General features: G+C 73.1%; 20 protein-coding genes and 1 pseudogene. 12 read left to right on the top strand and 9 right to left on the bottom strand.

The window, feature by feature from the left end:
* Window positions 1-7: 7 nt before the first annotated feature.
* Window positions 8-1,030, bottom strand: a complete 1,023-nt coding sequence (locus ACGGZK_RS18275; RefSeq protein ID WP_395244045.1) for a 1-aminocyclopropane-1-carboxylate deaminase — start codon at window positions 1,028-1,030, stop codon at window positions 8-10.
* Window positions 997-1,707: a GntR family transcriptional regulator gene (locus tag ACGGZK_RS18270; RefSeq protein WP_395244044.1), complete on the bottom strand. Its 711-nt coding sequence runs from the start codon at window positions 1,705-1,707 to the stop codon at window positions 997-999. The genes ACGGZK_RS18275 and ACGGZK_RS18270 overlap by 34 nt, the downstream gene beginning before the upstream one ends.
* A gap of 103 nt (window positions 1,708-1,810) precedes the next feature.
* Between ACGGZK_RS18270 and ACGGZK_RS18265 the strand changes: the two genes are divergently transcribed.
* Complete coding sequence (locus ACGGZK_RS18265; protein ID WP_395244043.1) at window positions 1,811-2,848, top strand: glycoside hydrolase family 43 protein; 1,038 nt, start codon at window positions 1,811-1,813, stop codon at window positions 2,846-2,848.
* 75 nt (window positions 2,849-2,923) lie between these two features.
* Here ACGGZK_RS18265 and ACGGZK_RS18260 read toward each other — a convergent pair whose 3' ends face one another.
* The 3 genes from ACGGZK_RS18260 to ACGGZK_RS18250 form a co-directional block, all read right to left on the bottom strand.
* Window positions 2,924-4,576 (bottom strand): DHA2 family efflux MFS transporter permease subunit, encoded by a 1,653-nt coding sequence (locus ACGGZK_RS18260; RefSeq protein ID WP_395244042.1) that lies wholly within the window; start codon window positions 4,574-4,576, stop codon window positions 2,924-2,926.
* 78 nt (window positions 4,577-4,654) lie between these two features.
* Window positions 4,655-4,840 carry a hypothetical protein gene (locus ACGGZK_RS18255; RefSeq protein WP_395244041.1) on the bottom strand — a complete coding sequence of 62 codons (186 nt, stop codon included), beginning with the start codon at window positions 4,838-4,840 and terminating at the stop codon, window positions 4,655-4,657.
* Between the two features lie 38 nt (window positions 4,841-4,878).
* On the bottom strand, window positions 4,879-5,961 hold the full coding sequence (locus ACGGZK_RS18250; RefSeq protein ID WP_395244040.1) for a LacI family DNA-binding transcriptional regulator: 1,083 nt from the start codon (window positions 5,959-5,961) through the stop codon (window positions 4,879-4,881).
* 135 nt (window positions 5,962-6,096) lie between these two features.
* Between ACGGZK_RS18250 and ACGGZK_RS18245 the strand changes: the two genes are divergently transcribed.
* The 5 genes from ACGGZK_RS18245 to ACGGZK_RS18225 all read left to right on the top strand — a co-directional run bounded on the left by ACGGZK_RS18245 (window position 6,097) and on the right by ACGGZK_RS18225 (window position 11,935).
* Window positions 6,097-7,047: a carbohydrate ABC transporter permease gene (locus ACGGZK_RS18245; protein WP_395244039.1), complete on the top strand. Its 951-nt coding sequence runs from the start codon at window positions 6,097-6,099 to the stop codon at window positions 7,045-7,047.
* Window positions 7,044-7,979: a carbohydrate ABC transporter permease gene (locus tag ACGGZK_RS18240; protein ID WP_395244038.1), complete on the top strand. Its 936-nt coding sequence runs from the start codon at window positions 7,044-7,046 to the stop codon at window positions 7,977-7,979. Before ACGGZK_RS18245 ends, ACGGZK_RS18240 begins: the two co-directional genes overlap by 4 nt.
* A 95-nt stretch (window positions 7,980-8,074) precedes the next feature.
* Window positions 8,075-9,418 (top strand): ABC transporter substrate-binding protein, encoded by a 1,344-nt coding sequence (locus ACGGZK_RS18235; RefSeq protein WP_395244037.1) that lies wholly within the window; start codon window positions 8,075-8,077, stop codon window positions 9,416-9,418.
* Between the two features lie 108 nt (window positions 9,419-9,526).
* Window positions 9,527-11,284 (top strand): beta-galactosidase family protein, encoded by a 1,758-nt coding sequence (locus ACGGZK_RS18230; protein ID WP_395244036.1) that lies wholly within the window; start codon window positions 9,527-9,529, stop codon window positions 11,282-11,284.
* A gap of 225 nt (window positions 11,285-11,509) precedes the next feature.
* Complete coding sequence (locus ACGGZK_RS18225; protein WP_395244035.1) at window positions 11,510-11,935, top strand: VOC family protein; 426 nt, start codon at window positions 11,510-11,512, stop codon at window positions 11,933-11,935.
* An 18-nt stretch (window positions 11,936-11,953) separates the two neighbouring features.
* Here ACGGZK_RS18225 and ACGGZK_RS18220 read toward each other — a convergent pair whose 3' ends face one another.
* Both ACGGZK_RS18220 and ACGGZK_RS18215 read right to left on the bottom strand, forming a co-directional pair.
* Entirely contained in the window at window positions 11,954-12,424 is a 471-nt protein-coding gene (locus tag ACGGZK_RS18220) for a heme-binding protein (protein ID WP_395244034.1), read from the bottom strand.
* A gap of 35 nt (window positions 12,425-12,459) precedes the next feature.
* Window positions 12,460-13,509: a GlxA family transcriptional regulator gene (locus ACGGZK_RS18215; RefSeq protein ID WP_395244033.1), complete on the bottom strand. Its 1,050-nt coding sequence runs from the start codon at window positions 13,507-13,509 to the stop codon at window positions 12,460-12,462.
* Window positions 13,510-13,579: 70 nt separating this feature from the next.
* Here ACGGZK_RS18215 and ACGGZK_RS18210 point away from each other — a divergent pair, with 70 nt between their 5' ends.
* From ACGGZK_RS18210 to ACGGZK_RS18200, 3 genes are all read left to right on the top strand, one after another.
* Window positions 13,580-14,155: a TetR/AcrR family transcriptional regulator gene (locus ACGGZK_RS18210; RefSeq protein ID WP_395244032.1), complete on the top strand. Its 576-nt coding sequence runs from the start codon at window positions 13,580-13,582 to the stop codon at window positions 14,153-14,155.
* A 160-nt stretch (window positions 14,156-14,315) separates the two neighbouring features.
* Window positions 14,316-15,143, top strand: a complete 828-nt coding sequence (locus tag ACGGZK_RS18205; protein ID WP_395244031.1) for an alpha/beta fold hydrolase — start codon at window positions 14,316-14,318, stop codon at window positions 15,141-15,143.
* 119 nt (window positions 15,144-15,262) lie between these two features.
* A complete protein-coding gene (locus ACGGZK_RS18200; RefSeq protein WP_395244030.1) occupies window positions 15,263-16,258 on the top strand; it encodes a cytochrome b/b6 domain-containing protein in 996 nt (331 codons plus the stop codon).
* Window positions 16,259-16,370: 112 nt separating this feature from the next.
* On the opposite strand, the gene ACGGZK_RS18195 is transcribed toward ACGGZK_RS18200, so the two are convergent.
* A complete protein-coding gene (locus tag ACGGZK_RS18195; RefSeq protein ID WP_395244029.1) occupies window positions 16,371-16,796 on the bottom strand; it encodes a GNAT family N-acetyltransferase in 426 nt (141 codons plus the stop codon).
* A gap of 81 nt (window positions 16,797-16,877) precedes the next feature.
* On the opposite strand from ACGGZK_RS18195, the gene ACGGZK_RS18190 reads away from it, so the two are divergent.
* The 3 genes and pseudogenes from ACGGZK_RS18190 to ACGGZK_RS18180 form a co-directional block, all read left to right on the top strand.
* Window positions 16,878-17,411, top strand: coding sequence for a DUF2510 domain-containing protein (locus ACGGZK_RS18190; protein ID WP_395244028.1), 534 nt, complete (start codon window positions 16,878-16,880; stop codon window positions 17,409-17,411).
* A 59-nt stretch (window positions 17,412-17,470) separates the two neighbouring features.
* On the top strand, window positions 17,471-18,013 hold the full coding sequence (locus ACGGZK_RS18185) for a hypothetical protein (protein ID WP_395244027.1): 543 nt from the start codon (window positions 17,471-17,473) through the stop codon (window positions 18,011-18,013).
* 117 nt (window positions 18,014-18,130) lie between these two features.
* Window positions 18,131-18,616 (top strand): annotated as a pseudogene (locus ACGGZK_RS18180) (histidine phosphatase family protein); the annotation flags it as partial.
* Here ACGGZK_RS18180 and ACGGZK_RS18175 read toward each other — a convergent pair.
* Window positions 18,607-19,524, bottom strand: coding sequence for an EI24 domain-containing protein (locus ACGGZK_RS18175; protein WP_395244026.1), 918 nt, complete (start codon window positions 19,522-19,524; stop codon window positions 18,607-18,609). The pseudogene ACGGZK_RS18180 and the gene ACGGZK_RS18175 overlap by 10 nt on opposite strands.
* Window positions 19,525-19,560: the final 36 nt, after the last annotated feature.

Here is a 19,560-nt window from a genome sequence, read left to right as displayed (position 1 = left end):
GCGGAGCTCAGTGGTAGCGGCCGGAGTACGCGTTGAGCGCGGGCTGCCCGCCGAGGTGGGCGTAGAGCACGTTCGCGTCCTTCGGGATGTCCCCGCTCGTGACGAGGTCGATGAGGCCCGCCATCGACTTGCCCTCGTACACCGGGTCGAGGATGACGCCCTCGAGCGAGCCGACGAGGTGCATCGCGGCGTCGGTCGACTCGACCGGGATGCCGTAGAGGTCGCCCGCCCAGCCCTCGAGCACGGTGACCTCGTCGTCGCGGAGCTCGCGGCCGACGCCGATGAGCTCGGCGGTGTTCCGGGCGATGCGCGCCACCTGGTCTCGGGTCTCGTCGAGCTTCGCCGACGCGTCGATGCCGATCACCCGGCGCGGCCGGCCGCCGAAGTTCTGCTCGAGGTCGGCGAAGCCGGCGATCATGCCGCCGTGCGTCGAGCCGGTGACGGCGCAGACCACGATCGTGTCGAAGAAGACGCCGAGCGCCTCCTCCTGCGCGGCGACCTCGTGGGCCCAGTTGGCGAAGCCGAGGCCGCCGAGGCGGTGGTCGGATGCGCCCGCCGGGATCGCGTACGGCGTGCCGCCCGCGGCCTCGACGTCGGCGATGGCCTCGCGCCACGAGTCCTTGAACCCGATGCCGAACCCGGCGGGGGAGAGGCGCACGTCGGCGCCCATGAGCCGCGACAGCATGATGTTGCCGACGCGGTCGTTCACCGAGTCGGGCCAGTCGACCCAGTGCTCCTGCACGAGCACGGCCTTGAGGCCGAGGTGGGCGGCGACGGCCGCGACCTGGCGGGTGTGGTTCGACTGCACGCCGCCGATCGAGACGAGCGTGTCGGCGCCCTGCGCGAGCGCGTCGGGCACGAGGTACTCGAGCTTGCGCACCTTGTTGCCGCCGTAGGCGAGGCCGCTGGAGACGTCCTCGCGCTTCATCCAGATGCGGGCGCCGCCGAGGTGGTCGCTGAGGCGGGCGACCGGATGGATCGGGCTGGGTCCGAACGTCAGCGGGTGTCGGGGGAAGTCGGCGAGGGCCATGGGTCTCCTTCGGTGGGGGCGGGGTCGTCGAGCTGGAGCAGCCGGCCGAGGGTCGACCAGTTCTCGCGCGCGGCGGCAGCGGCGTCGCCTGAGAGGCCCGCGCCGCAGAGGGCGATGATGCGGTCGTGGTCGGCGACGGAGCCGCGCCCGGCGAGCGAGCCGAACCGGGCGTGCTCGAGGCGACGGAGCAGCGGCGTGACCTGCTCGAGCAGCCCGGGCAGGAGCGGGTTCGCGCTCGCGCGCACGGCGACGGCGTGGAAGTCGTCGTCGGCGCGGATGGCGGCGTCGACGTCGCCGGCGGCGAGGGCCTCGGCGAATCGCGTGTTCGCGGCGCGCATGGCGTCGAGGTCGTCGTCGGTGAGCTGGGGCACGGCGTCTCGCACGGCGAGCTCGTGGAGTGCCGCGGCGATGCGCTGGGCGGCCAGCGCGCTGCGCGCGTCGAGCGGGGCGACGACGGTCTGCTTGGCGCGGCGGGTCTGCACGAGGCCGGCGGTCTCGAGGCGCGCGATGGCCTCGCGGATCGGGGTGCGGCTGACGCCGAGCCACGCCTCGAGCTCGGGGTCGCGCAGGCGCTCGCCGGGCGCGAGCTCACCGCTGACGATCGCGTCGCGGATCGCCGCGTAGGCGTAGTCACGCAGCGAACGCGGGCGTTCGGCCCGAGGGGTGGACAGTGGCATGCAATATATTGCAGCGGTTCCGGCCCCTCGCGTCAAGTCCGCCGAGGTCGGCCGGCGTCGTCGTCGGGCCCGGTCGTCCGGCGGGGACGGATAGCCTGAACGGATGCCCCGCTCCACGCCGTACGCCGCCTACCTGTTCGTCTCCTTCGCCGGCGAGGCCGCCGAGGACGGCGAGCGCATCCGGTTCGCCGTGAGCGACGGCGACGACCCCCGCAGCTGGGTCGACCTGAACCGCGGCGAGCCCGTACTCGCGTCGGACCTCGGCGAGGGGGGCCTCCGCGACCCGTTCATCATCCGGGCCCCGGAGGCGGACGGCGATGACGCGGGCACGCGCGCCCGGTTCTTCCTCATCGCGACCGACCTGAAGGTCTACCCCGACGTCGACTTCGCCCGCGCCCAGCAGACCGGGAGCCGGTCGATCATGGTGTGGGAGTCGACCGACCTCGTGACCTGGTCGCCGCAGCGCGCCGTCGAGGTCGCCCCGGCGAACGCCGGCAACGCGTGGGCGCCCGAGGCGACGTGGGACGACGCGGCCGGCGAGTACGTCGTGTATTGGGCCTCGGCGCTCTACCCCGACGAGCTGGACCCGGCGGAGCGGGACATCCGCACGTCGTACCAGCGCATGTTCACCGCGACCACGCGCGACTTCCGCGAGTTCTCGCCCGCGCGCCTCTGGATCGACGAGCCGCAGGGGCCGGGCCTCGGCATGATCGACTCCGCGGTCGCCTTCCACGACGGCGCCTGGCACCGGTTCACCAAGGACGAGTCGGTCATGGGGATGCGCCAGGAGACCTCGCCCGACCTGCGTCGCACGCAGGGCGTCGAGCCCGGCGACGGCTGGACGCTCCTGGCGGAGCGCATCGGGTTCGGCCAGCCCAACCCGTGGGGCGGCGAGTTCAGCGCCGGCGAGGGGCCGAGCGTGTTCCGCTCGAACGCGGGCGACCGCTGGTACCTGCTGCAGGACCAGCCCGAGTACCACGGCGGCCACGGCTACGCCCTGTTCGAGACCGCCGACCTCACCGCACCCGACTGGCGGCTCGTGCCCGACGCCGTGCTACCGGCGAGCCCGCGGCACGGCACGGTGATCCCGATCACCGAGGCGGAGCGGCAGGCGCTGCTCGCGGCGTACCCGCCGGCCTGAGCCGGGCGCGCGCCCCGCGGCCCGCGGCCCGCGCGACGCTCGCGGAGCTCGTCGCGGTTGGGGCTCGGCGGCCCGCTACGGCGCGGCCGCCGCCTCCGCAGCAGGCTCGCCCGGGGCATCCGCCTCGTCGTCGAGCGGCCGGCCGCGACCGAGCGAGATGGTCGCGAGCAGGCCCAGCGCCAGGAACCCGGCCGCCGCGATCGCGGAGTACCGCGTCGCATCGCTGAACGCCTCGCGCGCCGCATCCGCCGCCTCGGGCGAGCGCTCCTCGAGCGCGGGGATCGCCGCGCCCGCGCTGTCGACCACGACGTCGACCACCTGGTCGCGCACGTCGTCGGGCACCTGCCCGTCGAGCTTGGCCGACAGGCCGCCCGCGAGCGAGGTGAACAGGATGGTGCCGAGCACGGCGATGCCGAGCGCCGAGCCGAACTGGCGCGACGTGCTCTGCGTGCCCGACGCCTGGCCGCTCGTCTCGACGGGCACGTCGGCGAGCACGACGCCGGTGAGCTGCGCGGTGGCGAGGCCGACGCCGAAGCCGTAGACGAACAGGCCGATGACGACCTGCCACCAGGGGGTGTCGACGCCGATCACGAACGCGACGATCACGAGGCCCGCGATCTCGGCCGCGATGCCGATGCGCACGACGTGCACGGCCGGCACCCGGTGGCTGAACGCGGCGGCCGCGCCGCTCGCGACGAACGAGCCGATCGCGAGGGCGAGCAGCACGAAGCCGGTCTGCAGGGCGTCGTAGCCGAGCACGTTCTGCAGCCACAGCGGCAGCGACAGGATGAGCCCGAACTCGCCGAGCGAGACGATGAGGGCCGCGATGTTGCCGTTGCGGAACGACGCCAGCCGGAACAGCGGGAAGGGCAGCATCGTGCTCTTCCCGCGCCGCTGGCGTGCGAGGCCCCAGGCCACGAACGCGATGCCGCCGACGAGGGCGAGCGCGAACGCGAACGGGATGATCGAGACGTCGAGCGGCCACGTCCAGTCGCCGATCACGAGCGGTTCGTCCACCAGCCACCAGCCGTACGTGCGGCCCTCGATCAGCGCGAACACGAGGCTCGTGGACATGACGACGGAGAGCAGCGCGCCCACGACGTCGACGCGCACCGGATGCTCCGACCGGGACTCCGACACGGCGAACAGGGCGCCGATGATGATCAGGATGCCGAGCGGCACGTTGATGCCGAACGCCCACCGCCAGGAGTACTCGGTCGTGAGCCACCCGCCGAGCAGCGGCCCGACGGCGGCCATGCCGCCGATCGTGGAGCCCCACACCGCGAACGCGATGCCGCGGGCGCGGCCGCGGAACGTCGCGTTCAGGAGCGACAGGGTGGTCGGCAGGATCATCGCGCCGCCGAGGCCCTGCACGACCCGCGAGGCGATGAGCAGGTCGCCGCTCGTCGCGAACGCCGCCGCCACGCTCGACAGGGCGAAGATCGTCACGCCGATGAGCAGCATGCGGCGCCGGCCGAACCGGTCGGCGAGGGTGCCGAACACGAGCAGCAGCGCGGCGAAGACGAGCGTGTAGCTCTCCTGCACCCACTGGACCTGCGTCGAGGTGAGGCCGAGGTCGTCCACGATCGAGGGGATCGCGACGTTCACGATCGTGGAGTCGACGATGATCAGCGCCACGGCGATGCTGATGACGACGAGGCCGATCCAGGCGCGGCGGCTCGGGGCCGCCGTGGGGGATTGCGGGAACGAGGACGACGCTGCGGTCACCGGGGCAGCCTACTCCTCGGCGGCGTTCTCTCGCCCGGTTAGCAATCGATGGGACCGTCGAAGGGCCGAGCGCGCGGCTCAGCCGTCGCCGCGGTACCCGCGGTAGTCGCGCTCGGGCTGCTCCTCGACGCGGTCGTCGAGGTCCTCGTCGCCGATGTCGTCGGCGCGACCCGACTGGCGCCGGATCCGCCGGTTGTACGCGGCCTTCAGCTCGTTGTAGCGCGCATGGGACACGATGTGTCGATCGACGTCGCGATTCGCCATCCGTGCCCCCCCGCCGGTCGTGGCCGTCGGGTCCGAGCCTAGTCGCGCTCCGGCGCGGGGTGCGCCGATCCGGTGTCGCCGCCCGGTGCGGGCGCCGTGCTCGACCGCACGACGAGCTCGGTGAGCACCAGCGCGCTGTCGCTCCGATCGCCCGATTCGACCTCGTGCAGCAGCGCCTCCACCGAGCGGCGGCCCACCTCGTCGAAGAACTGGCGGATCGTCGTGAGCGGCGGCCAGTAGCTGCGCGACTCCTCCATGTCGTCGAAGCCGACGACGCTGACGTCGTCGGGCACCCGCCGGCCCGCCTCGTGCAGGGCGCGCAGCACGCCGAGCGCCATCTGGTCGTTCGCGGCGAACACGGCGGTGACCGTCGGGTCGGCGGCGAGGCGGGCGCCGATCTCGTGGCCCGACTCGCTCGACCAGTCGCCGACCTGCACCGGCGGCACCTCGGCGCCGCGCTCGCGCAGCGTCTCCTCCCAGGCCTCGCGGCGGTGGTTCGCCGAGTAGGAGCGTTCGGGCCCGGCGACGTGGTGCACGGTGGCGTGGCCGAGGTCGAGCAGGTGCCCGGTCGCGAGCCGTGCGCCGTGCGCCTGGTCGGTGTCGACGACGGTGTACCGGTCGCCGGCGGTCGAGTCGACGATGACCACGGGGAGCTCGGGCGGCAGGTCGATGTCGCTCTCGTCGAGCAGGTGGGCCTCGACGATGATGATGACCCCGTCGACGGCCTCCTCGGTGAGGCGGTGGAACGCGACCGACACCTCGCCCTGCGTGGGATGGGTCACGGGGATCAGCGTGATCGAGTAGCCGGCGTCGGCCGCGGCGGCGGCGATCGCGTCGAGGGTGCGCATGTTGCCGAAGCTCGACAGCGTGAACATGATCACGCCGATGCTGTGGAAGCGGCCGCTGCGCAGCGCCCGGGCGGCGCTGTTGGGGCGGTAGCCGAGGCGGCGCATCGCCTCGAGCACGCGCTCGCGGGTCTCGGCGTCGACGTTCGCGCGGCCGTTCGCGACGCGGGAGACGGTCTGGCCCGACACGTTCGCCTCGCGCGCGACATCCGCCATCGAGGGGCCCCGGCGACGGCCGGAGGCCGGGCGGGGCTCGGGTGCGACGGTGGTGGGCATCCGGCTCCTTCGTGATCGGTCCGAACAGTCTGCCCGACGATCGGACTGTCGTTCAGACTGGCGCATGTTGACGTGAACATGCTACGGTCTCGGCGATGCATGTTGACGTGAACATGCCGCCCTGATTGGAATCCGATGACAACGACGTCCCTCCCGACGCGGCCCCGAGGGGCCGCTGCCGCGGGCGACCCGCCGAAGCGGCGCCGTCCCCGTCGCGGCAATCGCAGCGAGTGGAAGGGCCTGGCCTTCACCGCCCCCTTCCTCGTCGTCTTCCTGCTGGTCTTCATCGCGCCCGTCGCGTACTCGATCTACCTCAGCCTCTTCCGCGAGCAGCTCGTCGGCGGCAACGGGTTCGTCGGCCTCGAGAACTACGCCCAGCTCCTCGGCGACCCGCAGTTCTGGGACGGCTTCGTGCGGGTGCTGGTGTTCCTGCTCATCCAGGTGCCGGTCATGCTCGTGATCGCGCTGGCCGCCGCCCTCGCCATCGACAGCGCGCGGCTGCACGCCACCGGCTTCTTCCGCATCGCGATCTTCCTGCCGTACGCGGTGCCCGCCGTCGTCGCCGTGCTCATGTGGGGCTTCATCTACGGCGACCAGTTCGGCCTCGTCGCGAACCTCAACGACTACTTCGGCGGCACGGTGTTCGAACCGTTCGCCCGCGACTGGATCCTCGCGTCGATCGGCAACATCGTCACCTGGGAGTTCGTCGGCTACAACATGCTGATCTTCTACTCGGCGCTCCGGGTCATCCCCACCGACCTGTACGAGGCCGCCGAACTCGACGGCGCCGGCGCCTTCCGCGTCGTCACCGCCATCAAGATCCCCGCCCTCCGCGGCGCGATCGTGATCGCGACGATCTTCTCGATCATCGGCAGCTTCCAGCTCTTCAACGAGCCGAACATCCTGCGCACCCTCGCGCCGAACATCATCACCACGTTCTTCACCCCGAACATGTACGCCTACAACCTGTCCTTCGCGGGCCAGCAGTACAACTACTCGGCCACCGTCGCGATCGTCATGGGCGTCATCACCGCGGTGATCGCCTACGTCGTCCAGCTCCGCGGCTCGCGCAAGGAGGAGCGATGACCACGACCGCCCCCGCCACGTCGGCCACCCGGGCCGCCACCGTCCCCGAACAGGCGCGCACCCGCAAGCGCCGCACCAACTCGGTGCTGAAGCCCCGCAAGTCGGTCGCGTTCACGATCATGATGGGCATCCTCGCCGCGTACGCGCTCGTGCCCATCCTCTGGCTCGTGATCAACGCGACGAAGACGCAGGCCGGCCTGTTCTCGAGCTTCGGCCTCTGGTTCGACGACGACTTCGTGCTCTTCCAGAACATCTGGGAGACGCTGACCTACCGCGACGGCATCTTCCTGCGCTGGCTCGGCAACACCCTGCTCTACGTCGTCGTCGGCGCCGGCGGCGCCACGCTCCTGGCCACCCTCGCCGGCTACGGGCTCGCGAAGTTCCGCTTCACCGGCCGCCGCGCGATCTTCGCCGTCGTGCTCGGCGCGATCGCCGTGCCCGGCACCGCGCTCGCCGTGCCGACCTTCCTCATGTTCAGCCAGCTCGGCCTCACGAACACGCCGTGGGCGATCATCATCCCGTCGCTGATCAGCCCCTTCGGGCTGTACCTGATCTGGGTGTACGCGGTCGACTCGGTGCCGGGCGAGCTCCTCGAGGCGGCCCGCATGGACGGCGCCGGCGAGTTCCGCACCTTCTTCACGATCTCGATCCGGCTGCTCGCGCCCGGCATCGTCACCGTGCTGCTGTTCACGGTCGTCGCGACCTGGAACAACTACTTCCTGCCGCTGATCATGCTGAGCGACCCGTCGTGGTACCCGCTCACCGTCGGCCTCAACCAGTGGAGCGCGCAGGCCACCGGCGTGAGCGCCCAGCCCATCTACAACCTGGTGATCACGGGCTCGCTCCTCACGATCATCCCCATCGTCGTCGCGTTCCTCGTGCTGCAGCGGTTCTGGCAGTCGGGGCTCAGCGCCGGAAGCGTCAAGCAGTGACCGGGCGGCACCGCATGACGAGCACCGCCCCGCCCGAGAACCCGGAGCGTCCTGCCCCGGAGCACATGGCACAACGAAGTGAAGGGACACCCCACATGGCCATCCACCGCACCGCCCTCCGGCGGACCCTGGCGTTCGCCGCCACCGCGGCCCTCGCCACGGCCGCGCTCGCGGCCTGCGCGCCCGCCTCCGGCGGCGACGCCGCGACCGGCGACGCCAACGACCTCGACGCCGCCCTCGAGGCCGGCGGCAAGCTCACCTACTGGAGCTGGACCCCCAGCGCCGAGGCGCAGGTCGCCGCGTTCGAGGAGGCGTACCCGAACGTCGACGTCGAGCTCGTGAACGCCGGCACCAACACCGAGGAGTACACGAAGCTCCAGAACGCGATCAAGGCCGGCTCGGGCGCGCCCGACGTCGTGCAGATCGAGTACTACGCGATCCCGCAGTTCGCCCTCTCCGACTCGCTCGTCGACCTCGGCCAGTACGGCCTCGACGACCTCGAGGACCAGTACAGCGCGTCGACCTGGGGCGCCGTGAACGTCGGCGGCAAGCTCGTCGGCCTCCCGCAGGACTCGGGCCCCATGGCCCTGTTCTACAACAAGGCCGTCTTCGACCAGTACGGCATCGCCGTGCCGACCACGTGGGACGAGTACGTCGACGCGGCCCGCCAGCTGCACGCGGCCGACCCGACCAAGTTCATCACCGCCGACACCGGCGACGCGGGCTTCACGACCAGCATGATCTGGCAGGCCGGCGGCCGTCCGTTCGAGGTCGACGGCACCGACGTGACCATCGACCTCGCCGACGAGGGCACCCAGCAGTGGACCGGCGTCTGGAACCAGCTCGTCCAGGAGGGCCTGCTCTCCACGACGCCCGGCTGGACCGACGAGTGGTACCAGGGCCTCGGCGACGGCTCGATCGCGTCGCTCGTGACCGGCGCCTGGATGCCCGGCGTGCTCGAGTCGAGCGTGCCCGACGCGGCCGGCGACTGGGCGGTCGCGCCCATGCCCACCTACGACGGCACCCCGGTGTCGGCGGAGAACGGCGGCGGCGGCCAGTCGGTCACCACGCAGTCGAAGAACCCGGCGCTCGCCGCCGCGTTCCTGCGCTGGCTGAACAGCGACCCCGAGTCGATCGCGGTGTTCCTCGAGTCGGGCGGCTTCCCGTCGACCACGGCCGAGCTGAACGACCCCGACTTCCTGGCTTCGGCGCCCGAGTACTTCGGCGGCCAGAAGATCAACGAGGTGCTCGTGCAGGCCTCGAAGGACGTCTCGACCGGCTGGCAGTACCTGCCCTACCAGGTGTACGCGAACAGCATCTTCGGCGACACCGTCGGCCAGTCCTACGCGGACGCGGGTGACCTCAACGAGGGTCTCGCGACCTGGCAGGACAAGCTGGTCGACTACGGCAACGACCAGGGCTTCAGCGTCAACAAGTAAGCGCACGGGGCTTCGACGGGCTCACCCACCGGTGGTCGAGCCGGTCGAAGCCACCCACGGGGCCGGCCTTCCAGCCGGCCCCGTCCGTTCCCACCCAGCAGGAGAACCATGAGCCGCTTCGTCATCGGCCCGACCGACTTCGAGCTCGACGGCCGCCCGCACCGCATCCTCGCGGGCGCCCTCCACTACTTCCGCGTGCACCCCGACCTGTGGGCCGATCGCATTCGCAAGGCCCGCCTGATGGGCCTGAACACGATCGAGACGTACGTCGCGTGGAACGCGCACGAGCCGCGCCGCGGCGAGTGGATCGCCGACGGCGGCCTCGACCTCGGCCGGTTCCTCGACCTCGTCGCCGCGGAGGGCATGCACGCGATCGTGCGGCCCGGTCCGTACATCTGCGCGGAGTGGGACAACGGCGGTCTCCCGGCCTGGCTCTTCCGCGACCCCGAGGTGGGCGTGCGGCGGAGCGAGCGCCGATACGTCGCGGCGGTGACCGAGTTCCTCGAGCGCGTGTACGAGATCGTCGCGCCCCGGCAGGTCGACGCCGGCGGGCCCGTGGTCCTGGTGCAGATCGAGAACGAGTACGGCGCGTACGGCGCCGACAAGGACTACCTCGCCGAGCTCGTGCGGGTGACCCGCGCGGCCGGCATCACGGTGCCGCTCACCACCATCGACCAGCCGACCCCGCAGATGCTCGCCGACGGCAGCCTGCCGGGCCTGCACCTGACCGGCTCGTTCGGCTCGCGCGCCGTCGAGCGCATGGCGACGCTGCGCGAGTTCCAGCCGACCGGGCCGCTGGTCTGCATGGAGTTCTGGTGCGGATGGTTCGACGACTGGGGCTCGCACCACCACACGACGGATGCCTCGGCCAGCGCCGCCGAGCTCGACGCGATCCTCGCCGCCGGCGGATCGGTGAACGTCTACATGTTCCACGGCGGCACGAACTTCGGCCTCACCAGCGGGGCGAACGACAAGGGGCGCTACGCGCCGATCACCACGAGCTACGACTACGACGCGCCGCTCGACGAGGCGGGGCATCCGACCGCGAAGTACTTCGCGTTCCGCGACGTGATCGCGAAGTACGCCGACGTGCCCGACGAGGTGCCGCCGCCGGCGCCCGCGGCGCCCGAGCTCGAGGTGCCGCTCCGGCCGGGCCCGGCGCTGCTCGACGTCGCCGACCGGCTGGGCGAGGCATCCGCGCACGAGGCGCTGCCCACGTTCGACGACCTCGGCCACGACCGCGGCGTGGTCGTCTTCACGACGCGCATCGACCGCGACGGGCCGGCGACGCTCGTCGTCGGCGAGGAGGTGCGCGACCGGGCCTGGGTGCTCGTCGACGGCGTTCCCGCCGGCGTGCTCGGGCGCGACGCGCACGAGCGGGCGCTGCGGCTGCCCGTCGCCCGCGGCGAGCTCGCGATCGTGGTCGAGGACCAGGGGCGCGTCAACTACGGGCAGCGCCTCGGCGAGCACAAGGGGCTCATCGGCGGGGTGCGGCTCGACGGCGAGGAACCGAGCGGATGGCTCGCCCGGCCGCTCGACCTCGACCGGGTGCCGGCGCTCGCCGGGGGGCATGCGCCGGCGGAGGGGCAGGCGGCCGCGGGCCCGGCGCTCCTGGGGGCGGAGTTCCACCTCGAGGCCCCGGCCGACCTGTTCCTCGACACCGCCGACTGGGGCAAGGGCCTGGTCTGGGTGAACGGGTTCCTGCTCGGCCGGTACTGGCGCCGCGGGCCGCAGCGCACGCTCATCGTGCCCGCGCCGGTGACCCGCGCCGGGCGCAACGAGGTCGCCGTGCTCGAGTTCGAGGCGATCGCCGACCCGGTCGTGCGCTTCGTCGCGGGCCCGCTGCTGGGCCACACGGAGGTCTGACCGGAACGGGCGTCTCACCCTCTGGCTCCGTTCGCGGATGAGGAGGAATCCGGGTCAGCCCGGCGCGTCCGGGGCATCCGCTCGGCGTGTCGTCCGATTTCTCCTGATCCGCGATGGGAAGGAGGGGATGTGAGCGAGGGGACCGGGAGGCGGGCCCGCACCAGGGGGTGGAGGGCGACGGCGGGTCGGCGTAGCGTGACCTGCGACATCGTCCAAGGGGGGATCATGGCCAACCTCGTCGTGCACTTCGAGATCCACGCGTCGGAGCCGCAGCGGCTCATCGACTTCTACTCCGAGCTGTTCGGGTGGACGTTCACCCGCTTCGGCGACGTGGAGTACTGGGTGATCCTCACCGGCGAGGGGTCGATCCAGAACGGCGGCGAGGCGGGCCACGGCATCAACGGCGGGCTCACCCGCCGGCAGGGCCCGGCGCCCGAGCCCGGAGCGCCGGTGAACGGCGCCAACTTCGTCGTCGGGGTCGACGGCGACGTCGACGCGATGTACGCGCGCGGCCTCGAGCTGGGGGCGACCGTGGCGGTGCCGATGGAGGACATGGAGGGCGTCGGCCGCGGCGGCTACCTGCTCGACCCCGACGGCAACGTCTTCGGGATCATCTCGCCGACGATGAGCGACGGCACGACCCAGATGTAGGGGCCGGCACCCCGGTGCTCAGCGCGCCGCGAGGTAGTGGCGCACCGCCTCGGCGCTCGCGGCGTGGTCGAGCACGTCGGGCTCGCCCGACATGGTGATCGTGCCGACGACCTCGCCGTCGACGAGGATCGGCACCGAGCCGCCGTGCGCGCGGAACACGTCGTGGTCGACGTCGTCGCGCTCGTCGAAGGGCGTGCCGGCCTCCTCGTGGCGGCGGCGGACGAGCAGGCTCGGCTCGCCGAAGCGCTCGGCGACGGCCGCCTTGCCGGCGAGCCAGGGGTCGTTGCCCGGCCCGGTCGAGCCGAGCTTCGCGACGAACACCGCGTCGCCGCGGAGCACCACGCGCACCGCCAGGTCGAGCCCGCGCTCGCGGATCACCTCGATGCCGAAGAGGCCCAGGGCCACGGCGTCGTCGTTCGCGAAGGCGTCGACCTCGAACCGGGGCTCCGCCTCGAGGTCGGCGACGGTGTAGACGGGCAGGTCGGTCATGTCGGTGCCTTCCGGTCGGGCGGGTCCTTCACACCCTAGACCGCGTCCTCCAGCGCCTCCGCGTCGCCCCGGGTGATCGGCGTCACGGTCGCGAGCGGCCCGGGCGTCGTGGAGCGGAAGTGGTGCTGGTACTTCGACGGCGAGAGGCCGAGCCGGGCGATGAAGGTGCGGCGGAGCGCCTCGGCGCTGCCGTACCCGGCGTCGGCCGCGGCCTGCGCCACCGAGGAGCCCGCCTCGAGGCGCATCCGGGCGAGCTCGAACCGCAGGTCGGCGACGTACTGCGCCGGGGAGGTGTCGAGCTCGTCGCGGAAGAGCCGGGTGAGGTGCCGCACGCTGACGTTCGCCTGCCGGGCGAGGTCCTGCACGCGGTGCGGCTGCGCGGGGTCGGCCTGGATCCGGTCGATGATGCCGCGCACGACGCGCGTCTGGGCGGCCGGGGCGCGCAGCGACGCGGAGAACTGCGACTGGCCGCCGGAGCGCTGCAGGTACACGAGCATGAGCTGCGCGACCTGCCGGGCCACGTCGGCGCCGTGGTCGTCCTCGACGAGCGCGAGCGCGAGGTCGATGCCGGCGGCGACCCCGGCCGACGAGTAGACGTCGCCGTCGCGCACGAAGATCGCGTCGGGGTCGACGGTGATGCGCGGGTAGCGCCGGGCGAGGTCGCCGGTGAACTTCCAGTGCGTCGTCGCCCGCCGGCCGTCGAGGGCGCCGAGCTCGGCGAGGATGAACGCGCCGCTGCAGATCGACACGAGCCGTCGGGTGCGGTCGCGGAGCGAGGCCGCCGCGTCGACGACGGCGCCGCGGGCGAACTCCGACGGCGACCGCTCGCTGCCCGGCACGATGACCGTGTCGAAGTCGCCGTCGTCGTCGACCGCGGCCTGCACGGCCACGCGGCCGCCGAGCGAGGTGGTGATGTCGTCGCCGGTGGCCGACAGGAGCACCACGTCGTAGGCGTCGACGGCCTGGTTGGCCTCGACGAACACCTCGGCTGGCCCGACGTAGTCGAGCGCCTTCACGCCGTCGAACAGCAGGAAGCCGATGCGGCGGCGGGCGGGCGGCAGGATCGTCGAGGAGAGCGCGCTCATGGGGGTCATTATTCTGGAGCGCTCGCTCCAGCAAAAGTCGGCGACGCCCGGCACCGGGTACGCTTCCCTGATGGCCCGACCACGGCAGTTCGACGAGGCCGCCGTCCTGGCGGCGGCGCTCGACGTGTTCTGGTCCAACGGCTACGAGCGCACCTCGATCGCCGACCTCGCGGCCGCGACGGGCATCGCCAACGGCAGCCTGTACGCCGCCTTCGGCAGCAAGCACGCGCTCTTCCTGCGGGTGCTCGACTGGTACTGCGCCGGCCGGGTCGAGATCGTGCGCGACGCGATGGCGACGTCCGGCTCCGCCGATGCCGCGATCGGCGCGCTCTTCGACGCGATCGTCGACGACTGCGCCGCCCAGCCCGACCGGCGCGGCTGCCTCATGCTGAACACGCTCGCCGAGTTCGGCTCGCGCGACGCCGAGGTGCTCGCCGTGTGCCGCCGGGCCAACGACGGGATGGAGCGCGCGATCGCCGACCGGCTCGCCGGCGCCGTGCCCGGGGCATCCGTCGATGTCGACGAGCTCGCCGCGCAGGTGCTCGTCGTCACGCAGGGGCTCATCCAGGCCAGCCGTCTCGAGACGCCCGCCGGCGAGCTGCGCGCCGTCGCGCGCGGCTACCGCGAGCTGCTGCCGATCGCGTAGCGGGCGCGGCCGCCGGCCGCGGCTGCGGTCCCGATTCGAGGGATACGTGGCGCGCCCGGCAGGGGCGGGGGCCCGCCGCCCGCCACCAGCATGGAAGGCGCGGATGCCACGGGGCCGCCGCCGGCCGGAGCGCCGGCCGCCACCGACCGGAGGGAATCCGATGCCCACCTTCACCACGTCCGACGGGACCGAGATCTACTACACCGACCTCGGCGAGGGCCGGCCCGTCGTGCTGAGCCACGGCTGGCCCCTCAGCTCCGACGCCTGGCAGGTCGAGCTCAAGCTGCTCGCCGACGCCGGCTACCGGGCGATCGCGCACGACCGCCGCGGCCACGGCCGGTCGTCGCAGCCCTGGCAGGGCAACGACATGGACACCTACGCGAAGGACCTCGCCGAACTCGTCGAGCACCTCGACCTCCGCGACCTCTCGCTCATCGGCCACTCGACCGGCGGCGGCGAGGTGGTCCGCTACGCGGCCCGCCACGGACAGCCGCAGGGCCGCGTCGCGAAGGTCATCACCGCCGGCGCCGTCCCGCCCGTCATGGTGAAGTCGGAGTCGAACCCCGAGGGCACGCCCATCGAGGTGTTCGACGGGATCCGCGCGGCGGTGCTGAAGGACCGTTCCCAGTTCTTCCAGGACCTCTCGGAGTCGTTCTTCGGCTTCAACCGCCCCGGCGCCGAGGTCTCGCAGGGGGCCCGCGACGACTTCTGGCGCCAGGGCATGCTCGCGGGCCTCAAGGCCGCGTACGACTGCATCGCGCAGTTCTCCGAGACCGACTTCACCGAGGACCTCCAGGCGCTCGACGTGCCGATCCTGCTGGCGCACGGCGACGACGACCAGATCGTGCCGATCGCCGCGGCCGCCGAGAAGTCGATCACGCTCGTGTCGAAGGGCACCCTCAAGGTCTACGCGGGCGCACCGCACGGCATCTTCGGCGCCTACCAGGACGAGCTCGACCGCGACATCCTGGCGTTCCTGGCCGAGTAGCGAGCGGCGGGGGAGCGCAGCGCGGGCGCGCGCTGCGCTCACCCCGCCCATGCGTCGTGATGTGTCGGATGTCCCGCCGCCATGTTGCGCCGCATGAAGCGGTTTGGCATCGTGATCGGGTGTCCGACCCCACCATCCGAACCGCGCTCGCGCGCGTGTCCTGGAAGCGCGCCGCCTGGTTCGTCCTCGCCGCGATCGTCGCGTTCGCCATCGTCGTCGTGCTCGCGAAGTGGCTGCGCACGCTGCCCGCGGTCGAGGCGTTCGTCGACGCGTACCCCGGCGAGGCGCCGCTGCCCGAGTGGGCGCCGGTCGGCATCCCGGGCTGGGTGGGGTGGCAGCACTTCTTCAACGCGTTCCTGCTCGTCATGCTCGTGCGCACCGGGCTCATCCTGCGCTCGAAGCAGCGCCCGCCCGCGTTCTGGACCCGCGACAACACCCGCCGGCCGCGCACGAAGCGCGCGCCGCGCCGGCTCGGCATCTCGCTCTGGCTGCACCTCTGGGTCGAGGCGCTCTGGGTGCTGAACGGCGTGATCTACGTCGTGCTGCTGTTCGCGACCGGCCAGTGGGTGCGGATCGTGCCGACCGACTGGAGCATCGTGCCGAGCGCGGCGTCGGTCGCCCTGCAGTACGCCTCGCTCGAGTGGCCGACCGAGAACGCGTGGGTCGTGTACAACGCCCTCCAGGTGCTCAGCTACTTCGCCGTCGTCTTCATCGCGGCACCGCTCGCGATCCTCACGGGCCTCCGGCTGTCGCCCGTGTGGCCGCCCGAGGGGCGCGTCGCGCGGCTGCTGTCGGAGCGGAGCGCACGCGCCCTGCACTTCCCGACCATGCTGTTCCTGCTCGCGTTCACGTTCGTGCACGTCGTGCTCGTGTTCTCGACGGGGGTGCTGCGCAACCTCAACGCCATGTACGCCGCGCGCGACGCCGACGACTGGGTGGGCTTCGCGATCTTCGCTCTGTCGATCGGCGTGATGGCGATCGGCTGGGTGCTCGCACGCCCGCTGCTGCTGGTCGCGGTCGCCGAGAAGTCGGGTCAGGTGCGCCGGATGCCTCCGGCGCCGCAGGCGCCGCCCGCGCGGTCCGTCGACGGGCGTGCGGGGCAGCCCCGCGGCTGACGCGGGCGCAGGCGGCTGACCGGGGCGCACGCAGGCTGGCCCCGCCCGCGCGGCGGCGCGGCCGGCGGGGTGGCGCGGCCGGCAGGGCGCCGTGGCCCGCGGGGTGGCGCGGTCAGGCGCGCAGCGCCATGCCGATCGAGGCCGGCGCGGTCGGGGCGAAGCCGAATCGGGCGTAGAGCCGGTGCGCGTCGCCGTCGGCGATGAGGGAGACGTACGCCTCGGCCGGCGCCCGGTCGCGGATCGCGTCGGTGAGCGCGGTCATGATCCGGGTGCCGAGGCCCCGGCCCTGGTGCTCGGGCGCGACCGCGACGTCGACCACCTGCAGGTGGCATCCGCCGTCGCCGACGATGCGGCCCATGCCGACGATCGGGCCACCGGACGCCGTCCGCACGAGCACGCCGAACCACGTGTTCGGCAGCCCGATACGGGCGCCCTCGGGTGAGCGCGGGCGCATCCCGGCCGCCGCCCGCAGCGCCAGGTAGGTCTCGACGTCGGGCACGCCCTCGACGACGACGTAGGCGTCATCCGACTGGTCCATGCCGTCAGCGTAGGGGGCGCCGCTCCAATAGAATTCGGCCGCGGCGGGTGTTTCCGTCGCCCGATCCCCCTGCGAGGAAGCTTGACCGACGCGACTACCCCGGCCGGCTGGTACCCCGATCCCAGCGAGGCCGGCCGCCTCCGCTACTGGGACGGACGGCAGTGGACCGAGTTCGTGCACGGCGGCGGCGCCGGTGCGGCCGCCGCGCCGCCCGTGGTGCCGTCGGCCGGAGCAGGTGCCGTCGTGGCGCCGGGTGCCGTACCGGCCGCGGCCCCGGGCGCGGCAACGGCCACGGCCCCGGCTCCGGCAGCGGTCGCGGCTCCCGCGCCGAACCCCGCCCCTGCGACCGTCGCCGCTCCCGCCACGGTCGGGACCGAGGCACTCGCCGGCCCCGACGCCTCCGCCGGCCCCGACGCCTCCGCCGGCCCCGACGCATCCGCCGGCCCAGCGGGATCCGCCGCCGCGACCCCGCCCTCCGGCCGGTCGCCCCACGGCCCGCGCCGCCGCGACGCGGCCGGCACCGCCGTCATCATCACGCTCTTCGTGCTCTCGGTCGGGGTGTTCGTCGCGGCCGTGGTGATCGCCGGCTTCGCGGTGGCGCGGCTGTTCGGCTGAGTCCGCCGCGGCGGCCAGCCGCTCCCGCCACTCCGGAGGCCCCGGCGTAGACTGCGGAAATGGAGCCACCGGTCAGCACCACGCTGGTCGTCGTCGGCGAGGAGGCGACGACCGCGATCCGCTCGCTCGAGCGCTTCCCGAACGTCCGGGCCGCGTCCTTCCCCGATGCGCGTGGCGCCTCCGACGACGAGGTGGCGCGCTGGTCGGCCGCCTCCGACCGCCCGTTCGTGGTGCACGACCGCGACCCGCTCGGCCACGTCGCCGCCGCCTGGGTCGAGTTCTTCGACGACCAGTCGAGCTACGGCGTGCTCGAGCTCGAGATCGCGCGCGCCGTGCAGGCCGCGGGCCGCAAGGCGATGAGCGTGCCCGACTACTACGTCGTGCTGCACCCCGAATCGCTGCCGACCACGTGGAAGCACTGGTGGCTCGGCGTCCTGGCCGACGCATCCCCGACGCGGGTCATCCCGTGGCCCGACGCGGACGACTCGCTCGCCCGCCTGCTGCGGAAGCTGCCGACCGGGCGCGCGTGGCCGCGCGTGGACGAGTGGCTGCCCGGCGTCGCCGGGCAGGTGCCCGACCGCGTCGGCCTGGGCGGCGGGTAGCAGCGGTACGGGCGGTGGCCGCGGGTCACGCCCGCGGCCGGTCGCGCGAGGTCGCACCGCGTCACCGCCCGTCACGCCGCCCGACGTGCTCCCAGTCGGCGCCCGTACGCTGGAGGCATGCGCATCGCCCTCGTCCGCCACGGCCAGACCGACTGGAACCTGGGCCTGCGCATGCAGGGCCGCACCGACATCCCGCTGAACGACACCGGTCGCGCCCAGGCGCGGGCGGGCGTCGCAGCCCTCGCCGCGCTCGGCGAATGGGAGGTCGCCGTGAGCTCCACCCTCGGTCGCGCGCGCGAGACCGCCGAGATCCTCGCCGCCGGGCTCGGCGTACCGGTCGGCGCCGCGTACCCCGACCTCGTCGAGCAGGAGTTCGGCGACGCCGAGGGCATGCTCGTCGCCGACGTGCGGGGGCGCTGGGCGAGCCGCACCGACATCCCGAACCTCGAGCCCGACGCCGAGGTCGGCCCGCGGGCGCTCCGCGCGCTCGAGGAGATCGCCGCCGCGTACCCCGGCGGCGACGTCGTCGCCGTCGCGCACGGCACGCTGATCCGCAACGCGCTCGCCGAGATCAGCGGCCTGCCCGCCGACGCCTACCCGAGGCTCGACAACGTCTCGTCGTCGCTCGTGCGGGCGGATGCCTCGGGCTGGACGGTGCTGACCGCCGGCGGCGTGCCGTTCGACGAGGTGTTCGCCGACTCCGAGGGCGACGTCGCCTGAGCCGGTCCCGGCGCAGCCGGCACCGCCGCGACGGGCGCGCCCGGCATCGATGCGGCCGCCGCCCGCTCGTCGAGCAGTCCGCGCGCCAGGCGCGTCGACCCCGCGACGGCGGCCGGCATCGTGATCACCGCGCCCAGCGGCAGCAGGAAGCACAGCTGCGTCGCGACGCCGAAGCCGAGCACCCGCCACGGGCGGCTCCGCAGCAGCGCGCGCCGTTCGGCGAGGTGCAGGCCGCGCGCCTCGAACGCGCGGTTGGCGAGCTCGCGAGCGAGGATCCGCCCGCCGAGGAGCACGCCGAGCACCGGAGCGACGAATCCGCCGACGACAGGGATGAGCCCGACCAACCACACCACGACGGCTGCGAGGAGGCCCTTGAGCAGCAGCTCGAGCGCATCGCCGACCGCCTGCCAGAACCCGGCGCCCCGGTCGGGCGCCTCGCCGCCGAGGTCGCGCTCGACGGCCTGCCAGATGCGTTCGTAGAAGGGGTCGCCGACGGCGAGGGTGATCGCCGTGAACGTGACGACGGCGAGCAGCACCGCCGCGGCGAACGTGACCGCCGCGATGGCCAGGCGGAACACGCTGCGCCACGCCGGGTCCCAGTCGTCGGCGAACGGGGTCGCCCACTCCGACAGCCGTGGAAGCCCGAACCCGAGCGTGACGAGCGCCACGAGGATCAGGGCGAAGACGAGGGCGGCGGGCACCAGGCCGAGCAGCATGAGCCCGGGGTGACGTCGCCACGTGCCGAACCCGTGTGCGAGCGAGGCCACGCCGGCGAGGAACTCGCGGATCACCCCGCCAGCCTATTCCGCCTCCCCGCTCTCGGGTTG

Source organism: Agromyces sp. MMS24-K17 (assembly GCF_043950245.1).
Taxonomy (GTDB): Bacteria; Actinomycetota; Actinomycetes; order Actinomycetales; family Microbacteriaceae; genus Agromyces.
The sequence above is the reverse complement of the archived record's forward strand: the minus strand, read 5'-3'. Positions and strand labels throughout refer to the sequence as shown.